19 protein-coding genes are annotated in these 16,408 nt (G+C 27.8%); 9 read left to right on the top strand and 10 right to left on the bottom strand.

The window, feature by feature from the left end; genetic code table 11:
• From ACH5BH_RS00195 to ACH5BH_RS00170, 6 genes are all read right to left on the bottom strand, one after another.
• A complete protein-coding gene (locus ACH5BH_RS00195) occupies positions 1-1,278 on the bottom strand; it encodes an FCSD flavin-binding domain-containing protein (RefSeq protein WP_423297051.1) in 1,278 nt (425 codons plus the stop codon).
• A 10-nt stretch (positions 1,279-1,288) separates the two neighbouring features.
• Positions 1,289-1,585, bottom strand: a complete 297-nt coding sequence (locus ACH5BH_RS00190) for a c-type cytochrome (RefSeq protein ID WP_404304573.1) — start codon at positions 1,583-1,585, stop codon at positions 1,289-1,291.
• Between the two features lie 89 nt (positions 1,586-1,674).
• Positions 1,675-2,475: an ABC transporter permease gene (locus tag ACH5BH_RS00185; protein ID WP_423297050.1), complete on the bottom strand. Its 801-nt coding sequence runs from the start codon at positions 2,473-2,475 to the stop codon at positions 1,675-1,677.
• Between the two features lie 3 nt (positions 2,476-2,478).
• Entirely contained in the window at positions 2,479-3,078 is a 600-nt protein-coding gene (rsmD, locus tag ACH5BH_RS00180; RefSeq protein ID WP_423297049.1) for a 16S rRNA (guanine(966)-N(2))-methyltransferase RsmD, read from the bottom strand.
• Positions 3,079-3,097: 19 nt separating this feature from the next.
• Positions 3,098-4,642, bottom strand: coding sequence for a ribonuclease Y (gene rny / locus ACH5BH_RS00175; RefSeq protein ID WP_404304579.1), 1,545 nt, complete (start codon positions 4,640-4,642; stop codon positions 3,098-3,100).
• A gap of 10 nt (positions 4,643-4,652) precedes the next feature.
• Complete coding sequence (locus tag ACH5BH_RS00170) at positions 4,653-5,192, bottom strand: 5-formyltetrahydrofolate cyclo-ligase (RefSeq protein WP_423297048.1); 540 nt, start codon at positions 5,190-5,192, stop codon at positions 4,653-4,655.
• Between the two features lie 61 nt (positions 5,193-5,253).
• Here ACH5BH_RS00170 and ACH5BH_RS00165 point away from each other — a divergent pair, with 61 nt between their 5' ends.
• Together ACH5BH_RS00165 and ftsY are read left to right on the top strand one after the other, a co-directional pair.
• Positions 5,254-5,808 carry a TlpA family protein disulfide reductase gene (locus ACH5BH_RS00165; RefSeq protein WP_423297047.1) on the top strand — a complete coding sequence of 185 codons (555 nt, stop codon included), beginning with the start codon at positions 5,254-5,256 and terminating at the stop codon, positions 5,806-5,808.
• Positions 5,809-6,036: 228 nt separating this feature from the next.
• Entirely contained in the window at positions 6,037-6,960 is a 924-nt protein-coding gene (gene ftsY / locus ACH5BH_RS00160; protein WP_404304669.1) for a signal recognition particle-docking protein FtsY, read from the top strand.
• A gap of 36 nt (positions 6,961-6,996) precedes the next feature.
• On the opposite strand, the gene ACH5BH_RS00155 is transcribed toward ftsY, so the two are convergent.
• Genes ACH5BH_RS00155 through ACH5BH_RS00145 form a run of 3 tightly spaced genes read right to left on the bottom strand, consistent with a single transcriptional unit; the run spans position 6,997 to position 8,504 of the window.
• Complete coding sequence (locus ACH5BH_RS00155; protein ID WP_423297046.1) at positions 6,997-7,548, bottom strand: YqiA/YcfP family alpha/beta fold hydrolase; 552 nt, start codon at positions 7,546-7,548, stop codon at positions 6,997-6,999.
• Positions 7,548-8,030, bottom strand: coding sequence for a ribonuclease HI (locus tag ACH5BH_RS00150; RefSeq protein WP_423297045.1), 483 nt, complete (start codon positions 8,028-8,030; stop codon positions 7,548-7,550). Before ACH5BH_RS00150 ends, ACH5BH_RS00155 begins: the two co-directional genes overlap by 1 nt.
• A 9-nt stretch (positions 8,031-8,039) precedes the next feature.
• Entirely contained in the window at positions 8,040-8,504 is a 465-nt protein-coding gene (locus ACH5BH_RS00145) for a hypothetical protein (protein WP_404304589.1), read from the bottom strand.
• Positions 8,505-8,639: 135 nt separating this feature from the next.
• Between ACH5BH_RS00145 and radA the strand changes: the two genes are divergently transcribed.
• From radA to ACH5BH_RS00130, 3 genes are all read left to right on the top strand, one after another.
• The gene (gene radA / locus ACH5BH_RS00140) at positions 8,640-9,989 is read left to right on the top strand and encodes a DNA repair protein RadA (RefSeq protein ID WP_423297044.1); all 1,350 of its coding nucleotides are present in this window, start codon (positions 8,640-8,642) and stop codon (positions 9,987-9,989) included.
• Positions 9,990-10,059: 70 nt separating this feature from the next.
• Entirely contained in the window at positions 10,060-10,479 is a 420-nt protein-coding gene (ybeY, locus tag ACH5BH_RS00135) for an rRNA maturation RNase YbeY (protein WP_404304593.1), read from the top strand.
• Entirely contained in the window at positions 10,480-11,400 is a 921-nt protein-coding gene (locus tag ACH5BH_RS00130) for a calcium/sodium antiporter (RefSeq protein ID WP_404304594.1), read from the top strand. It begins immediately after the preceding gene.
• Positions 11,401-11,406: 6 nt separating this feature from the next.
• Here ACH5BH_RS00130 and ACH5BH_RS00125 read toward each other — a convergent pair whose 3' ends face one another.
• Positions 11,407-11,811 carry a Fur family transcriptional regulator gene (locus ACH5BH_RS00125; protein WP_404304596.1) on the bottom strand — a complete coding sequence of 135 codons (405 nt, stop codon included), beginning with the start codon at positions 11,809-11,811 and terminating at the stop codon, positions 11,407-11,409.
• Positions 11,812-12,030: 219 nt separating this feature from the next.
• Here ACH5BH_RS00125 and ACH5BH_RS00120 point away from each other — a divergent pair, with 219 nt between their 5' ends.
• The 4 genes from ACH5BH_RS00120 to murJ all read left to right on the top strand — a co-directional run bounded on the left by ACH5BH_RS00120 (position 12,031) and on the right by murJ (position 16,386).
• Positions 12,031-12,693 carry a ferritin family protein gene (locus tag ACH5BH_RS00120; RefSeq protein ID WP_404304598.1) on the top strand — a complete coding sequence of 221 codons (663 nt, stop codon included), beginning with the start codon at positions 12,031-12,033 and terminating at the stop codon, positions 12,691-12,693.
• Positions 12,694-12,769: 76 nt separating this feature from the next.
• Positions 12,770-13,420: a ferritin family protein gene (locus ACH5BH_RS00115; protein WP_423297043.1), complete on the top strand. Its 651-nt coding sequence runs from the start codon at positions 12,770-12,772 to the stop codon at positions 13,418-13,420.
• Between the two features lie 93 nt (positions 13,421-13,513).
• Complete coding sequence (locus ACH5BH_RS00110) at positions 13,514-15,079, top strand: endonuclease/exonuclease/phosphatase family protein (RefSeq protein WP_423297042.1); 1,566 nt, start codon at positions 13,514-13,516, stop codon at positions 15,077-15,079.
• A complete protein-coding gene (murJ, locus tag ACH5BH_RS00105) occupies positions 15,079-16,386 on the top strand; it encodes a murein biosynthesis integral membrane protein MurJ (protein ID WP_423297041.1) in 1,308 nt (435 codons plus the stop codon). Before ACH5BH_RS00110 ends, murJ begins: the two co-directional genes overlap by 1 nt.
• The last annotated feature ends 22 nt before the right edge of the window (positions 16,387-16,408 follow it).

Raw genomic sequence — 16,408 nt, 5'->3', positions numbered from 1 at the left:
CTATCTAAATACATCTGCCATTTGGTTTTGATACCAAGCTACAGCATATTGTGCTTCTTGCATTCTAAATGAAGGATCAGCATTCATAGGACTTAAGCCACCAGCACCTTCAACTTTTACGATTTTATCTTCATGGGCTTCATAAACAGCAGCAACAGAAATTCCATATTTTGGAGCAACTAAACTATAACAAGTATTAGCTAATTTAGGAGGATTAACTACAGCTTGTTTTCTTAGAAGTCTTGATACTTGTAAAGCAGCAATTTTTCCTTGTGAGTTTGCAGAAAAACCTGATTTTGGCATTTTTGTAGCAATTGCTGCATCTCCAATTACGTGTACATTTTTTACAAGTCTTGATTCAAATGTTTTAGTATTTACAGGACACCAATCACCTTTTGTTAAACCAGAATCAAAGGCTAATTGACCTGCTTTTTGTGAAGGAATATAGTTTAAAACATCAGCTTTCACTACCTCATCTTCAGTTGTAATCTCAAGTTTTTTAGGATTAACTTCTAATACTTTTCCCCCAAACTCAGCACTTCTCCATTCAATCATATCTCCATAAAGCTTTTCCCAACCTTCTTGGAACAATCCCTGTTTAGAAAACTTATTTTTTTGATCTAAGATGATAATCTTAGAATTTGGTTTATTTGTTTTTAAATAGTGAGCCACTAGTGAGATTCTTTCATAAGGTCCAGGAGGACATCTAAATGGATTAGGAGGTGATACCATCACATAAGTTCCACCATCTTTCATATTTTCAAGTTGTTCTCTTAAAAGTGTTGTTTGAGCCCCTGCTTTATAAGCGTGAGGTGCAAATCTTTCAGAACCTTTTTCATAACCTTTTTCATATTTAAAATCAATTCCAGGAGAAACAATAGCTCTATGATATGGTATTATTTCTCCACTTTCTAAAATCACACTATTTATTGAACCATCAACTTTTTTTACTTTTGAATAAACTACTTTTACTTTATATTTACTCTCTAAAGTTTTATAATCATGTTTAATATATTCGATATCATTTAATCCAGCAATTACAGTATTTCCAAATGGACAAGTATAATATTCTTTATTTTGCTCTATTAAAATAACTTCTGTTTCAGGGCTAAATTTTTTTAGATATTTTGCAGCAGTTGCACCACCAAAACCACCACCTACAACAACAACTCTTTTTTTATCTTTTGGTAAAGAAACACTTGTAAGACTACTACAAGCAGTAAAAGAAAGAGCAACAGATCCAATAAGTAATTTATTAAAATTTCTTCTATTCATCATCTTTTATCCTTTATCTCTTTACTTTTGAAAAATAGTAAGCTATTTGTTCTAGTTCCGCATCAGTAAAACCTTTTGCATGTTTTTGCATCATTGTACCTTCTCTTTTCCCATACTTATAATCAAGAAGTGTTTGATACATACTTGTTTTTTCCATACCTGCAATATATGGTGTAATAAGTTCAGATTTACCATCAGTTCCATGACATGATGCACATGACAGTGACAACATTTTTCCTTGAAGTTCGTCATATTCTACTCCAAATGATAAACTATACAAAGATACGAGAATAACTGCTATCCTTTTCATCCTTAGCTCCCTTTTTATACTTTTTTGTTGAGTCATATACTCAACAATTAAATTATAAAATAAAAACATAACAAATAAGTAGCATTTACTTAAGTTTTTTGAATTTCTTTTTGATTAGCTTTAGTTTGTAAGAAATCTGATATTTGCATCAGACAAAATGTGATAATAAAAATCATAAGTCCAGGGAAAAAACTAACCCACCACGCTATATCCATAACTGCCTTCCCATCGCTTAGCAGTGACCCCCAAGACATATCAGGAGGATTAATACCAAGACCTAAAAAAGATAGTCCTGATTCAGCTAAAATTGAACCACCTACTCCAAAGGTAAATGATATTAAAAATATAGGTGCTAATAATGGTGTAAAATATTTAAAAATAATCTTTAAAGTAGAAACATTTGCTAGTCTTAATATTTTAATAAAAGGTCTATTTCCTATAGCAAAACTTTCACTTCTAATTAATCTTGCCATTCCCATCCAACCTGTAATTGAAATAACTATGATTAAAATAAGTGCCGAAGCTTGAATATACGAAACAAGTGCTAAAAGTAAGAAAAAAGTAGGAAAAGTCAAAAATAAGTCAATTATAATAGTAATTGATTTATCTATATTACCTTTGAAATAGCCTGCATTTATTCCTATAAAAAGTCCTATTATAGAAGAAATAGAAGCAGCTAAAAAACCAATAATAAGTGAAGTTTGTCCACCTAGTAAAACTCTTGCTAAAACATCTCTTCCTAATCTATCCGTACCAAAAAGATGTTCCCAAGATGGTGCTTGAAGAATTTTACTTGGGTTTAATTCATAAGGAGAAACAGTATAAAAAAAAGGCAATAAAAATACTAATAAAACTGTTGTAACTAGTAAATATAAAGCCAATTTAAACATATCTTATTTCTCATCCTTATAAGTATAATATGAAAGGGAACTTTTCCCAAACTTTTTTGTCTTATCTAAGCTAAATTTACCTAAAACCTCAGGTATTTCAAGTGTTGATACATGTTCTAATATTACTATATAAATATTATCATTTTCAATTTCTTCAATCATTTTAAAAGATTTTGTATAAATATCATCCATACCTTCTCTATAATCAAAAGGTGGATCAACATATAAAATTATCTCATCTTCTGAATTTTTTAAACTATTTAAAATTGTTGGTGTTTGAGTAAAAGTATCGCCTTGCATAGTTTGACATGAATTCATATCTAAAGACTTACAGTTTTTTACTAATATATTATAAGAGTTTCTATTAAGTTCTACAAAATAAGCTCTTTTTGCATCTCTACTTAAAGCTTCTAAACCAATAGATCCAGAACCGGCAAAGGCTTCAACAAATATTTTATCTATAATATCAAATTGTAATACATTAAATAATGACTCTTTAAGTCTTGCTTTTGAACTTCTTGTAACCTCTAAAGATGGAAGTTCTAAAACTCTTCCTTTATATTTTCCTGCAATTATTTTAGTTGTTGGTTTATTATTTTTCATTTTCTCTTTTCTTTAAAATTTATCTTGCATAAGATTCTGCTCTAAGCTCTCTTATTACATTTACTTTTATTTCACCTGGATATTGAACTTTATCTTCAATTTCTTGAGCAATTTCTGTTGATAATAAAACTGCTTCATCATCATTTACAAGTTCAGCTTTTACAATAACTCTTACTTCTCTACCTGCATTAATTGCATAAGCATTTATAACACCTGTTTTTGATGTAGATATTTTTTCAACTTCTTCTACTCTTTTTAAGAAACTCTCTAAAACTTCTCTTCTTGCACCCGGTCTTGCAGCACTTAAAGCATCAGCTGCACATACAGCAGCACTCTCTACATTTATAGGTTCTTCATGTCCATGGTGAGCATAAATAGCATTTAATACTGTGTCTGGTTCTTCATATCTTTTACAAATTTCAGCCCCAAGATGTACGTGAGAACCTGGCATTTCATGCGTTAAAGCTTTTCCAATATCATGTAAAAGACCAGCACGTCTTGCTAAAATAGCATCTCCACCCATTTGAGCTGCTAAAAGTCCTGAAAGATGTGCAACTTCTAAGGTATGGGCTAAAGCATTTTGACCATAAGATGCTCTATATCTTAATTTCCCAACTAATTTTACAAGTTCTGGGTGCATTGATTTTATTCCTAATTCAAGAACAACATCCTCACCTTCTTTATGAATATTTCTATCAAATTCAGCTTTTACATTTTTATAAACTTCTTCAATTCTAGTTGGTTGAATTCTTCCATCTTCTAATAACTCTTTTATTGTTCTAGTAGCAACTGCTCTTCTGTAAAGATTAAAAGAAGAAATAGTAATAGTATTTGGAGTATCATCAATAATAATATCAACACCCATAAGCATTTCAAGAGCTTTAATATTTCTTCCTTCCTTACCAATGATCTTTCCTTTTGTTTCTTCATCACTTAAAGGAATATTATTGATAAGTCTTTCTGCTGCAAACTCTCCTGCATATCTTGTAACAGCATGAGATAACATATTATTAATTTCATTTTTACAGTTTTGTTCAGCATGTTTATATTTTTTTCTAAAAATGGAAGCTATTTTTGCTCTTGAATCTTCTTTTACTTTTTTAATCATTAAATCAGTTGCTTCGTCTTCTGTAAGTCCAGAAGCATTTTCTAAAATTTTAATAGCTTCTGCTGTTTTCTCTTCATAAGTCTTTTTCTGTTTTTTAAGTCCTTCTTTTAAAGTACTTAGCTTATTATTTTTTTCAATAATTTGTTCTTTTTGATCTTTTATAGCATTTAACTCTTTTTCTAAATGCTCATTAAGTTCTTTTTCTTTTTTTTCAATTTTTGCAAGCATAGCATCATAATCTCTTCTTGCATTTTTGAATTCTCTATCACAGTCAGTTTTAGCTTTAAGTTGTGCCTCTTTAAGTGCAACCTCTGCTTCATGTTCAATAACTTTTGCTTTGGCCTTTGCTTGCTCTATAAAAACCTGCAACTTTGCCTTATCTATTTTCCTGACTACAAAAATACTGATTGCAGAACTTAAAAGTGCTACAACTCCTCCTACAATAATATATTCCATTTTCTAAACCTTAACTAGTAATTATATAATCTGCTTGAATATCGTGGTTTTCTGTGAGTATCTTGTCACTTTTACAAAGTGTCAATTGAGTAAAAACTATTGTTGGTTTATAATTTAATCTATCAAAAAATCTATCATACATGCCTTTTCCAAAACCTATACGTTTTCCAATACAATCAACTCCAACAATAGGAACTATCGCCATATCAATTTTATCAGTTTTAAAAAAAGAGTTATTAGGCTCTTTTATTCCAAACTTTTTTTTATTTAAAGGAAGTCTATATTTCACTATTTTAAAACTATCTTTATACATATATGGAACATAAACATTTTTATTTTTATATTTTCTTAATTTATTTATTAAAGGTTTTGTATCAACCTCTGTTCCTAAAGGTATATACAATAATATGTTTTTTGCTTTACTCTTATCAATCAAGTTTTCTATATTTCTAATAATAATTTTATCTCTATAAAACTTCGAAAAACGACTCGAAAACTCTAACTTTTTAATACACGATTTTCTAAAATCACTTTTGTGATTTACATTCATATTTAAGCCTCACTTGGGTAAAATTTCAACCCAATAAATAATTTTACCCAAAGGAATTAAAATGCAGTTTAAAACCTTGGCATTTTTGTCTATTTTATCTATATTATTATTCACAGGTTGTGAACAAAAAGAAAAAAAACAAGAAGAAGCACAACAAGACATAGCAGTAAAAGATACAAATACAATTAATCTTAAAACAATTGATAATAAAGTAATAACATTAATTGAAGAAAATGGTACTTACAAAGTAAAAGAGTACCCAAACAAAATCATATTATTAAACTTCTTTGCAACTTGGTGTCCACCTTGTAAAGCAGAGATTCCAAATTTAATAACTTTACAAAACAAATACCAAGGTAATTTTAAAGTAATTTCAGTTTTACTTGAAAAAAATAAAACAAACGAAGAAATATTAGAGTTTTCAAATAGCTTTAATATAAACTATGATGTAACAAATAGTGAAGACAACTATAAACTTGCTAATAAAATTGGTCCAGTAAAATCAATACCAACTATGTTTATGTTAGGAAAAGATGGTAGCATTTTCCAAAAATACGTTGGAATAGTTCCTGTTGAAATGATGGAACTAGATATAAATAAACTATTGAAAAAATAAAGGTCATAAATGTTTAGTTTTTTTAAGAAAAAGAAAAAAGAAGAAGAACCAGTAAAAAGCGAACATCTTGAAGAGGATGTAAAAAAAGATGACTCTTTTGAAGAAGAAAAACAAGAAATTGAAACTAAAGAAGAAGTTGTTTTAAATGACACAATTGAAAAAGATATAAAAGAAGAAGATATTGAAGAAACAATTGTAAAAGAAGAAGCAAATAATACAAATACCCAAATAGAATCTAAAGTAGAAGAAGAATCTGAAACAGAAGAAGAAAAGAAAGGATTTTTTTCAAGAGCTTTAGAAAAAACCTTTGGAAATATCAAATCAGTAATTCCTCAAAAACAAGAAAAAATTGCCTTTGACGATATAGAAGAAATGCTTATTGAAGCTGATATGGAATATGAAATTATTGAAAAAGCAATGGATGGACTTCCAGAGGAGATTACAAGAAAACAATTAAGACATAGACTTGTAATGCTATTTGAACATGCACCAGATGTTGATTTATCAAATCTTCCAAAACCTTTTGTAAGATTAATCATAGGAGTAAATGGAGCAGGAAAAACTACTACAATAGCAAAACTTGCTAACAAATCTAAAAAAGAAGGTAAATCAGTAATTCTTGGAGCAGGAGATACATTTAGAGCAGCGGCTATTGAACAGCTTGCTACATGGGCAGATAAACTTAATGTTCCGATTATAAAAACAAAACAAGGGCATGATTCAAGTGCAGTTGCTTACGATACAATTTCATCAGCAGTAGCAAGAGATATTGATAATGTGATTATTGATACAGCTGGAAGATTACAAACTCAAACAAACTTGAATAATGAGCTTAAAAAAATTGTAAAAGTGTGTGATAAAGCATACTCAGGCGCACCTCATCAAAAGTTAATGATTTTAGATGGTACACAAGGAAATACAGCAATTGCTCAAGCAAAAGCTTTTAATGAAATAGTTGGTGTTGATGGTATAATTGTTACAAAACTTGATGGTACTGCAAAAGGGGGTGCCCTATTTTCAATTTCAAATCAACTTGAATTACCTATTTTCTTTGTAGGTGTGGGAGAAAAACAAGATGATTTAATCGAATTTAGCCCTGATGAATTTGTAGATAGTATTTTAGATGAAATCTACACTCCTGAAGAAAAATAAGAAGTAAAAACTTCTTATTTTTTACAAACTATCAATTTACGATAAAAAACTACCTATTTTTCTAAAATAACTCTCTATATTCTCAAAGGAATGAGTTCCACCCTCTTCTATTACAAGTTCACTTTGTTCTAATTTTTCAACAGCATCATTATAATCAAGAACTTCATCTCCTGTTTGAAGAAGTGTTATAAAATTTTCTTGTTTTTTTATTTCTTGAACTTCTAAACCTTTTAGGGCTTGAATATGTTCAGCTGTAACTTCAAAAGTAGATAAATCATAATAGTTTCTTGCCATTCCAACTTTATCTAATGTTTTATATGGATAAATAGCAGGATTAATTAAAACAGCTTTTAAATCATACTTATTTGCTAAATATATACTATAATAACCTCCTAGAGAAGAACCAACCAAACCTACTTTTTCACCTTTTTCTAAAAGCATTTGTATTAACTGTTCTAAAGTATCAATTGCTAAATTTGGTACATAAGATAAAGAAGGTGCAATTACTTCATCATCGAAATATTCTCTTATTAATGAAGCTTTTCCTCCATGTCCACTACTACCAAATCCGTGTATATATATAATCATTATTTTTCCTCATTATTTAAATACTGTCTTAAAGCTTTTCTTGAAGCTTTATCCACAAGATTAAAAAGTTTATCAAACTCATCTTTTTTCTTTGAAGCTTTATGACCTTTTATTTTTATAAAATCAATTTCTAAAACATCAATAAAACTATAAAATTCTTTATATAAAAGTTCATTTTTTACTGTTTTATTTGTAGATGTTTTAAAATTGTTACTTTCAAGTTTTTCTCTTCTGTGAAGTAGACTTAAAATATTTTGACAATCTGTATAAACTTCTAATTTTTGGATTTTATCAGACTCTTGTTTTAAAGCCCATAATAAAACCTCTAATTCAAGTTTTGTAGAAGAAGTGTTTTCAAACATCTTTACTTTTATACTTTTTTTTAGTATTTCTAAATCACTATTGTCTTCAAATACAAAATAAGCCCCAAAGCCTATTTTTAATTGAGGATTAACACTTCCATCACAAAATAGTTTTATCATTAAATAGACTTATTTCATTTTAGCTAGTTTGATTATAGTGTGTAAAGAAGCTTTTAATTTTTCTAAAGCTTTACCTTTTGGTACTGCAAGCTTTGCACAATTATTTACAGCAATAGCATAATCACTATATAAACGATTTTGAGGATATTTTTTAGAATAAGCTTTAACTAGATTTGCTTTATAAGCATCAACTTGTTTTTGCATTAATTTTGCTTTTGAATAATCACCTTTGTTAAAATTAGCTAAACCTGGTGTTATAATTTCATTTTGGATATATTTATTATACTCATTAAGACCATCTTTTATAAGTTTTATATCAGAAGAAGGGTATTTTGACGGTGCTTTTTCAAGTTTTTTATCAATAAAATCTAGTAAACCTTGACATGATTGCATATCATTTAAAGAAGGCGATGCAAACAGTGAGCTACTTAAAACTACAGTTGAAATAAGAAATAAAATAGTTTTTTTTAACATTTAAAACTCCTTTTAATTTTTAAATATTGTAACATAAAACTTAATTCTAAATCTTAATAGATTACAATTTGATATATTTTTACTTTCCTTAAAAATTTTTGATTATAATTGCATGAGATATAAATAGGAAGTATTATGGCTAAAAAGAAAAAAGTATTATTTGAATGTCAACATTGTGGAGAACAATCTACTAAATGGTTGGGTAAATGTCCAAACTGTGGAGGATGGGATAGTTTTGTAGAGCTAAACCAAGAACAGCAAGAGGTACTAAAACAAGTATCAAAAGTAAGTACCACTGCTTCTAAAGCAAAAGCAATTACTCAAATTGTTCAAGATGACGTAACAAGATTTAGTTCATATAATGAAGAGTTTGATTTAGTTTTAGGAGGAGGAATTGTACCTGGAAGTTTAACTTTAATTGGAGGAAGCCCAGGAGTTGGTAAATCTACTTTATTACTTAAAGTTGCAGGAAGCATTGCCTTTTCAGGGAAGAAGGTTTTATATGTATCAGGAGAAGAGAGTGCTGGACAAATAAAACTAAGAGCAAATAGACTTGACGCAAATAGTGATAATATGTTTTTATTAAGTGAAATAAAACTTGAAGAAATTCAAGATGAACTACTTAGACAAGATTATGAAGTATGTATTATTGACTCTATTCAAACTATCTACTCTTCAAACCTAACATCAGCCCCAGGTAGTGTAAGTCAAGTTCGTGAGATTACTTTTGAGCTTATGAGAAAAGCAAAAGAATCGGATATTGCGATGTTTATTATTGGTCATATAACAAAAGATGGAAGTATTGCTGGACCTAGAGTACTTGAACACATGGTTGATACTGTTTTATATTTTGAAGGGGAGGCTTCAAAAGAGCTTAGAATGCTAAGAGGTTTTAAAAATAGATTTGGTTCAACTTCTGAAATTGGTATTTTCGAAATGACACAAGAAGGATTAATTAGTGCAAAAGATATAGCTTCAAAGTTTTTTGATAAAACAAAAGCCCAAAGTGGTTCAGCTTTAACTGTATCAATGGAAGGCTCAAGGGCTTTAATACTTGAAGTACAAGCCCTAGTTACAGAATCAACACATCCAAATCCTAAAAGAAGTGCTACAGGTTTTGATGTAAATAGATTAAATATGCTTTTAGCCTTACTTGAGAAGAAAATTGATTTACCATTAAATCATTATGATGTATTTGTAAATATTAGTGGTGGTATCAAAATTAAAGAGAGTTCAGCAGATTTAGCAGTGGTTGCAGCTATCATTTCTTCTTTTAGGGATAGACCTATTTCTAAAGAGTCTGTATTTATTGGAGAAGTTTCACTAACAGGTGAAATCAAAGATGTTTATTCTATGGATATGAGACTTAAAGAAGCACAAGCACAAGGTATAAAAAAAGCTGTAATATCTCAAAAACCAAACCTAAACCTTAAGCTAAAATGTTTTGCTGTAGATGAAGTACCTAAAATGATTGAGTTATTTTAAACTAATTTTTTCTTTTTATCTTTTAATTTGCAAAACTTAGATACAATCGCGCAAATTGAAAGGGAAAAAGATGATTGATATAGAAAACAACTCCTCTTTAGAATTTGATTTATCAAAACTAGAAGAGATAGCTTTATATGTAACTTCAAAAGATATTGAATTAATTATCACAAATAATGAAGAAATTCAAGAATTAAATAATGAACATAGAAATATAGATAAGCCAACTGATGTATTAAGTTTCCCTTTAGAGTTTGATATGCCTAATATGCCAGTAGGTTCTATCGTAATTTCAGAAAATTTTGTAAAAAGTAAAGCGAATGAATATAAACATAAAGAAGAAGATGAGTTTTTTCTTCTATTTATTCACGGCTTACTTCACTTAGTTGGATATGATCATGAAGTTGACAATGGTGAGCATAGAAATAAAGAAGAAGAGTTGATTAATAAATTTAATCTACCAAAAAGTTTAATAGTAAGGAATTCATAAATGGATTTTATAATTTTTACAGTAGCAATGGCTGCACTTATTTATGGTGCTGATTTTATAATTGAACAAAGTGAAAAAATTGCACTTCATTATAATATTTCACACTTTGTAATTGGAGCAACATTAATAGCACTTGGAACTTCTTTACCTGAAATGGCTGTATCTATGTCTGCTTCATTAAAAGGGAGTGCAGATATTGCCGTTGCCAATGTCATTGGAAGTACAATATTTAATATTGCATTAGTTTTAGGTGCTGTTTTCCTAGTTGCTAAAAAAATAGCTCCAAAAAGAGATTTATTTGCTAAAGATTCAGCATGGATTGTATTCCCTGTATTTGTATTTATTCTAATGGGAATTGATGGAAAACTAAATATGATTGATGGTATTTTATTTTTATTATTAATGGCTGCATATTTAATTTTCTTAATTAGTTCAAATCAAGTAGAAGAAATAGATGAAGAGTTAGCAAAAGAAAAATTTGCTTGGGGAAAAACATCTTTTTTACTTATTATAGGATTTGTATTTGTAGTGGGTGGAGCTGATTTTGCTATTGATAGTGCAGGAAATATTGCTAGAAACTTTGGTATTAGTGAATGGATAATTGGTCTTTTCCTAGTTGCCTTTGGTACATCTTTACCAGAGCTTACAATTTCAATAAAATCTGCTATGAATAACAATGCAGATTTAGCAATTGGAAATATTATAGGATCAAATGTTGCTAACTTCACTATGGTTTTAGGTTTGTCTTCTTTATTAAATCCTTTAAATGTAGATTTAAACTTATACTTCTTTGATATTGCAGCAGCAGTAATACTATCACTTATGTTAGTATTTATAACAGCTAATAAACTTTATAATAAAAGTGCAGGAATTGTTTTAATGGTAGTATTAGGATTAGTGATTCAAAATAGTTTAGCATAAGCTAAACTATTTTGCACATTTTGGGCAAAGACCTGATATCACAATATCAGCACTTTGAATTTTAAAATTACTCTTTACAGTAGCTTCTTCTAAAATATTAGAGCTATTTACAACAACATCTTCTATATAACCACATGATGAACAAACCATGTGAGCATGTTCTTCTTTTACTAACTCATATACTGATTTAGTATTTGGGATTTTAACTTCTGAAAGAAATACCTTTTCAACCATTGCATTTATATTTTTATAAATAGTTGCTAAAGATATTGATGGAAATTTTTCTAATAATTTTTTATATAAATCGTCAATATTCATGTGACCATTTTTATAAAGTTCTTCTACAATTGCTACTCTTTGAGGAGTAACTTTTAAATCATAATCTTTTAATAAAGTAGTATAATTTGTCATAACTTCTCTTCCTTTCGTGAAATAATACAATATATATCATTTAATTTCACATAATCTCATATATAATCTTGAAAAACTATATACTTATTTTCATAAGTTTAATTATAACATAAATTTTATTAAATGAGAATAATTTTCCTTTAAGTTTAGATGTACTATAATTTCTTCAACGGAAAAAAATTTTCCATAGAAAATAAATATTAATAATAGGATTAAATTATGAGACAATATGAAACTTACAAATGTAACAAATGTGGTTGTGAAGTAGAAGTACAAGAAACAGGAACAAATGCAAAATTATCTTGCTGTGGTGAAGAAATGGAAATGATTACAGAAAATTTAACAGCAGTAAATTTAATGAAAGCATTTGCAGGAGAGTCACAAGCTAGAAACAAATATGAATTCTTTGCCGAAGTAGCATTTGAGGAAGGCTTACACAAAATTGCAAGATTTTTCCAAGAAGCTGCTGATAATGAAAAATATCATGCAATGGCAGAATTCAAAGCATATAATAAATTAGTTCATAATGTAGAATTAGATTCAACTGCAAAAAATATTCAATATGCTGCAGATGGTGAAAAATATGAGCATGAAGAGATGTACCCTAACTTTGAAGCAATTGCGAAAGAAGAAGGATTAAAAGAAATTGCTAGAATGTTCAAAGCTATAGGAAAAGTTGAAGTTGAACATGAAAATGAATATTTAGAATTAAAACAAGCCTTAATTGATGAAGGATTCTTAGAGTCTGATGTTGAAGAAGAGTGGGTATGTGAAGTTTGTGGTCATGTTCATAGAGGGAAAAAACCTCCAGGTGCCTGTCCTTTATGTAGAGTTGAAAAAGAATATTTTAAGAAAAGAAATAAAGACGTGACTAAAGGTTAAGTTTTTTTACAAGTTTAATAACAAATTAAATTTCAGATGTTAGAATAATACAATTTTAAATTTCAAGGAGAAACAAATGAGACAATACGAAAGTTATAAGTGTAGTGTATGTGGAAATGAGGTTGAATTATCTAAAGTTGGGGGAGGAGAACTTCACTGCTGTGGTAAAAAGATGGACTGTATTACAGAGGACTTAACTTCTGTTGTCTTAATGAAAGCATTTGCTGGTGAATCAATGGCTAGAAATAAATATGAGTATTTTGCTAAGATTGCTCAAAAAGAAGGTTATAGAGATATTGCAGAACACTTCCAAAGAGCAGCTAATAATGAAAAAAAACATGCTCAATTAGAACTAAAAGCATACAATGTACTTAATTATGGGAAAGAGTTTGAAGATACAGTTGGAAACCTTCAAATTGCCATTGATGGAGAAAGCTATGAAAATGAAACAATGTATCCAGATTTTTCTAAAGTAGCAAGTGACGAAGGACATAAAGATATTTCAAGAATGCTAGGATTAATTGGAAAAGTTGAAATTGAACATGAAAATATGTACAAAAGATTAAAAGATAGACTTGAAAGTGGTAAAGAATTTGTTAGTGATGAAGAAGAAGAGTGGATCTGTGAAGTATGTGGTCATGTGCACAGAGGTAAAAAAGCTCTAAAAGTTTGTCCCGTATGTGATCACCCTCAAGAGTATCAATCAAGATTAAATACTAAAAAATAAGTAAAAAAGAAGCATTTTCTTTTTTGCTTCTTTAATTTTACCTCTTAAATATAATATATTTGATAATATTATAAAAAATATTGGAGTTTATATTTGTTTAGGAGTTTCTTTCTTTTTTTCCTTTTAGTTCTAATAAATTTAAATGCAAAAGATTTTTGTATAGCATCTTATAATGTAGAAAATTTATTTGATTTAAAAAACCAAAAAACCGAGTATAAAGAATACAAACCTTTTTCTAAAAGTAATTGGAATAAAAAAACTTTTCAAAAAAAACTAAACAATACTTTAAGTGTGATTAAAGATATAAATTGTGAAATTATAGCATTACAAGAAATTGAAAATAAAGAACTAATAAGACTTTTACTTAAAAAACTACCTGAATATAAATATTACAGTTTTACAAAGTATAAAAATTCAGCAATTGGTCTTGGTTTTATCTCAAAAATAAAAATTACAGATTCAAAAGATATTAATGTAAAATTTTCAAATAAGACTTTTAGACCAATTTTAGAGACTACTTTTAAAATAAAAAATTATGAATTTAAAGTATTTAATAATCACTGGCCTTCAAAAAGAGTAAAAGAGAGTTTTCGAATAAAATTCGCAAAAAAATTATATAATAGAATAAAAGAACTTCCAAAAGATTATGATTATATATTACTGGGAGACTTTAATTCAAATTACAATGAAGATGAAACTTTTAAATATAATAAACTCAATGATACCTATGGTATTACAGGAATAAATCAAGTTTTAAACACCAAATTAAAAAAAGAGTTTAATACCTATGATGATTTAATGGAAAAAGAAAAAATTTCTCATTATAATCTATGGCTTGATTTGCCAAATCATGAAAGATTTTCAAACAAATTTAGAAATCAAAATCAAACACCTGATAATATCATTTTACCAAAAGCATTATTTGATACAAAAAAAATATCTTATATTCCCTACTCTTTTAAAGTTCTTAAAGCAGATTATTTATACAAAAATAAACAAATTAATAGATGGCAAATGAAAAATAAAATTCATTTAGGATATGGATATTCTGATCATTTACCCATTCTTGCTAAATTTAGTATAAAAGATGAAAATAGAAATTTAATTTCTAATATAAATTCTAATGAAAATAAAGAAATATTAATCTCAAAATTATATGAAAAAGAGAAAATAAAAGATTCTTTTTTAATTAAAAATGCCATTGTAATCTACAAAAATAAAAATAATGCTATATTAAAACAAAAAAATAATAGAGCAGTATACTTTTATAAAAATGCAGAAAAATTAAAACTTGGGTATATTTATAGTTTAAATATCTTTGAAATAAAAAATTTTTATGGATTAAAAGAAGTAAAAGAATTTAAAGTTTTAAAAGAAGAAAAAAATGATTTTTCTTATAAAAAACTATATTTAAATGCAAAAAATATAGATATTTTCAATCCGACATATCAAAATGAAATAGTTACTAACTTAAAAGGTCTTGTGAAAAAGAATAAATTATATTTTGAAGATAAAGAAATTAAACTTTATTCAAAAAATAAAGACCTACTACCGCCAAATAATTCTAAAATTAAAATTATTTCAGGTCATTTAACAACTTTTAAGGGTAATATTCAAATTAATATTCACAAGAAATCAGATTATAAAGTAGAGTTTTAATGTTAATTAAATCAATTTTTACAAATAGTACAGGTATTTTAACTTCAAGAATTTTAGGTTTTATTAGAGACCTTTTAACAGCTTCAATATTAGGTGCAAATATTTATTCAGATATTTTCTTTGTTGCATTTAAATTACCAAATTTATTTAGAAGAGTTTTTGCAGAAGGAGCTTTTACACAAGCTTTTATTCCAGCTTATGCAAAATCAAAACATAAAATTAGATTTTCATCTATTATATTTTTGCAGCTCTTTGGATTTTTAATAATTCTCTCACTTTTAGTAACTGCTTTTTCCCATTTAGTAGCAAAAGCAATTGCCATAGGTTTTGATGAAAAAACTATTGATTTAGCAGCACCACTTTTTGCTATAAACTTTTACTATTTACCTATGATTTTTGTAGTTACTTTTATGGCTGCTCTACTTCAATATAAAAATCATTTTGCTACAACAGCTTATGCTACAGCACTTTTAAACTTAGGAATGATTGCTGCATTGTTAATTTCACAAGATATGGAAAAATATGACATTACTTTTTATTTATCTTATGGGGTTTTAGCAGGAGGATTAATGCAAATAGTAGTTCACTTAATAGCTATTAAAAATCTAAGCTTGTGCAAAATATTTCACTTTAAAAAACATAAGAAAAAAGAAGAAAACAAATTTTATAAAAACTTTTTTTCAGCAACACTAGGTTCTTCAACTGCACATATTTCTGCTTTCTTAGATACTTGGCTTGCTTCATTTTTAGTATCAGGTTCTATTTCTTATCTTTATTATGGAAATAGAGTTTTTCAATTACCTTTAGCTTTATTTGCCATAGCAACATCAATAGCACTATTTCCAATGATAGCAAAAGCCATTAAAAATAAAGATGAAAATAAAGCCTTAAAACTTATGAAAAAATCTTCATTAATTTTATTTGCTTTACTTAGTTTAGCAACCTTTATAGGTATAGTTTTTGATGAGTTTATTATTTGGCTTTTATTTGAAAGAGGTGCTTTTGACAAAGAAGATACAATAAACACAGCTTTAATCTTAACTATGTATCTAATTGGTCTTATTCCTTATGGAATTGCTAAGATTTTTTCACTTTGGTTATATGCAAAAGAACAGCAGTTTTTAGCTGCAAAAATTGCTATGAAAAGTCTAGGTTTCAACATAATATTTTCACTACTTTTAATACAACCTTATGGTGCAGCAGGACTTGCTTTTGCTTCAACACTTAGCGGTTTTATATTATTTGGCTTAACATTAAAAGAGTTTGGTTTTAAAAAATTTTATATTATGTTTAAAAAGCCTATTTAGGTATTAAATTTCTTTTAGATAT

It is taken from the genome of Arcobacter rhizosphaerae (genome assembly GCF_049472155.1).
Taxonomy (GTDB): domain Bacteria; phylum Campylobacterota; class Campylobacteria; order Campylobacterales; family Arcobacteraceae; genus Arcobacter_B.
The sequence above is the reverse complement of the archived record's forward strand: the minus strand, read 5'-3'. Positions and strand labels throughout refer to the sequence as shown.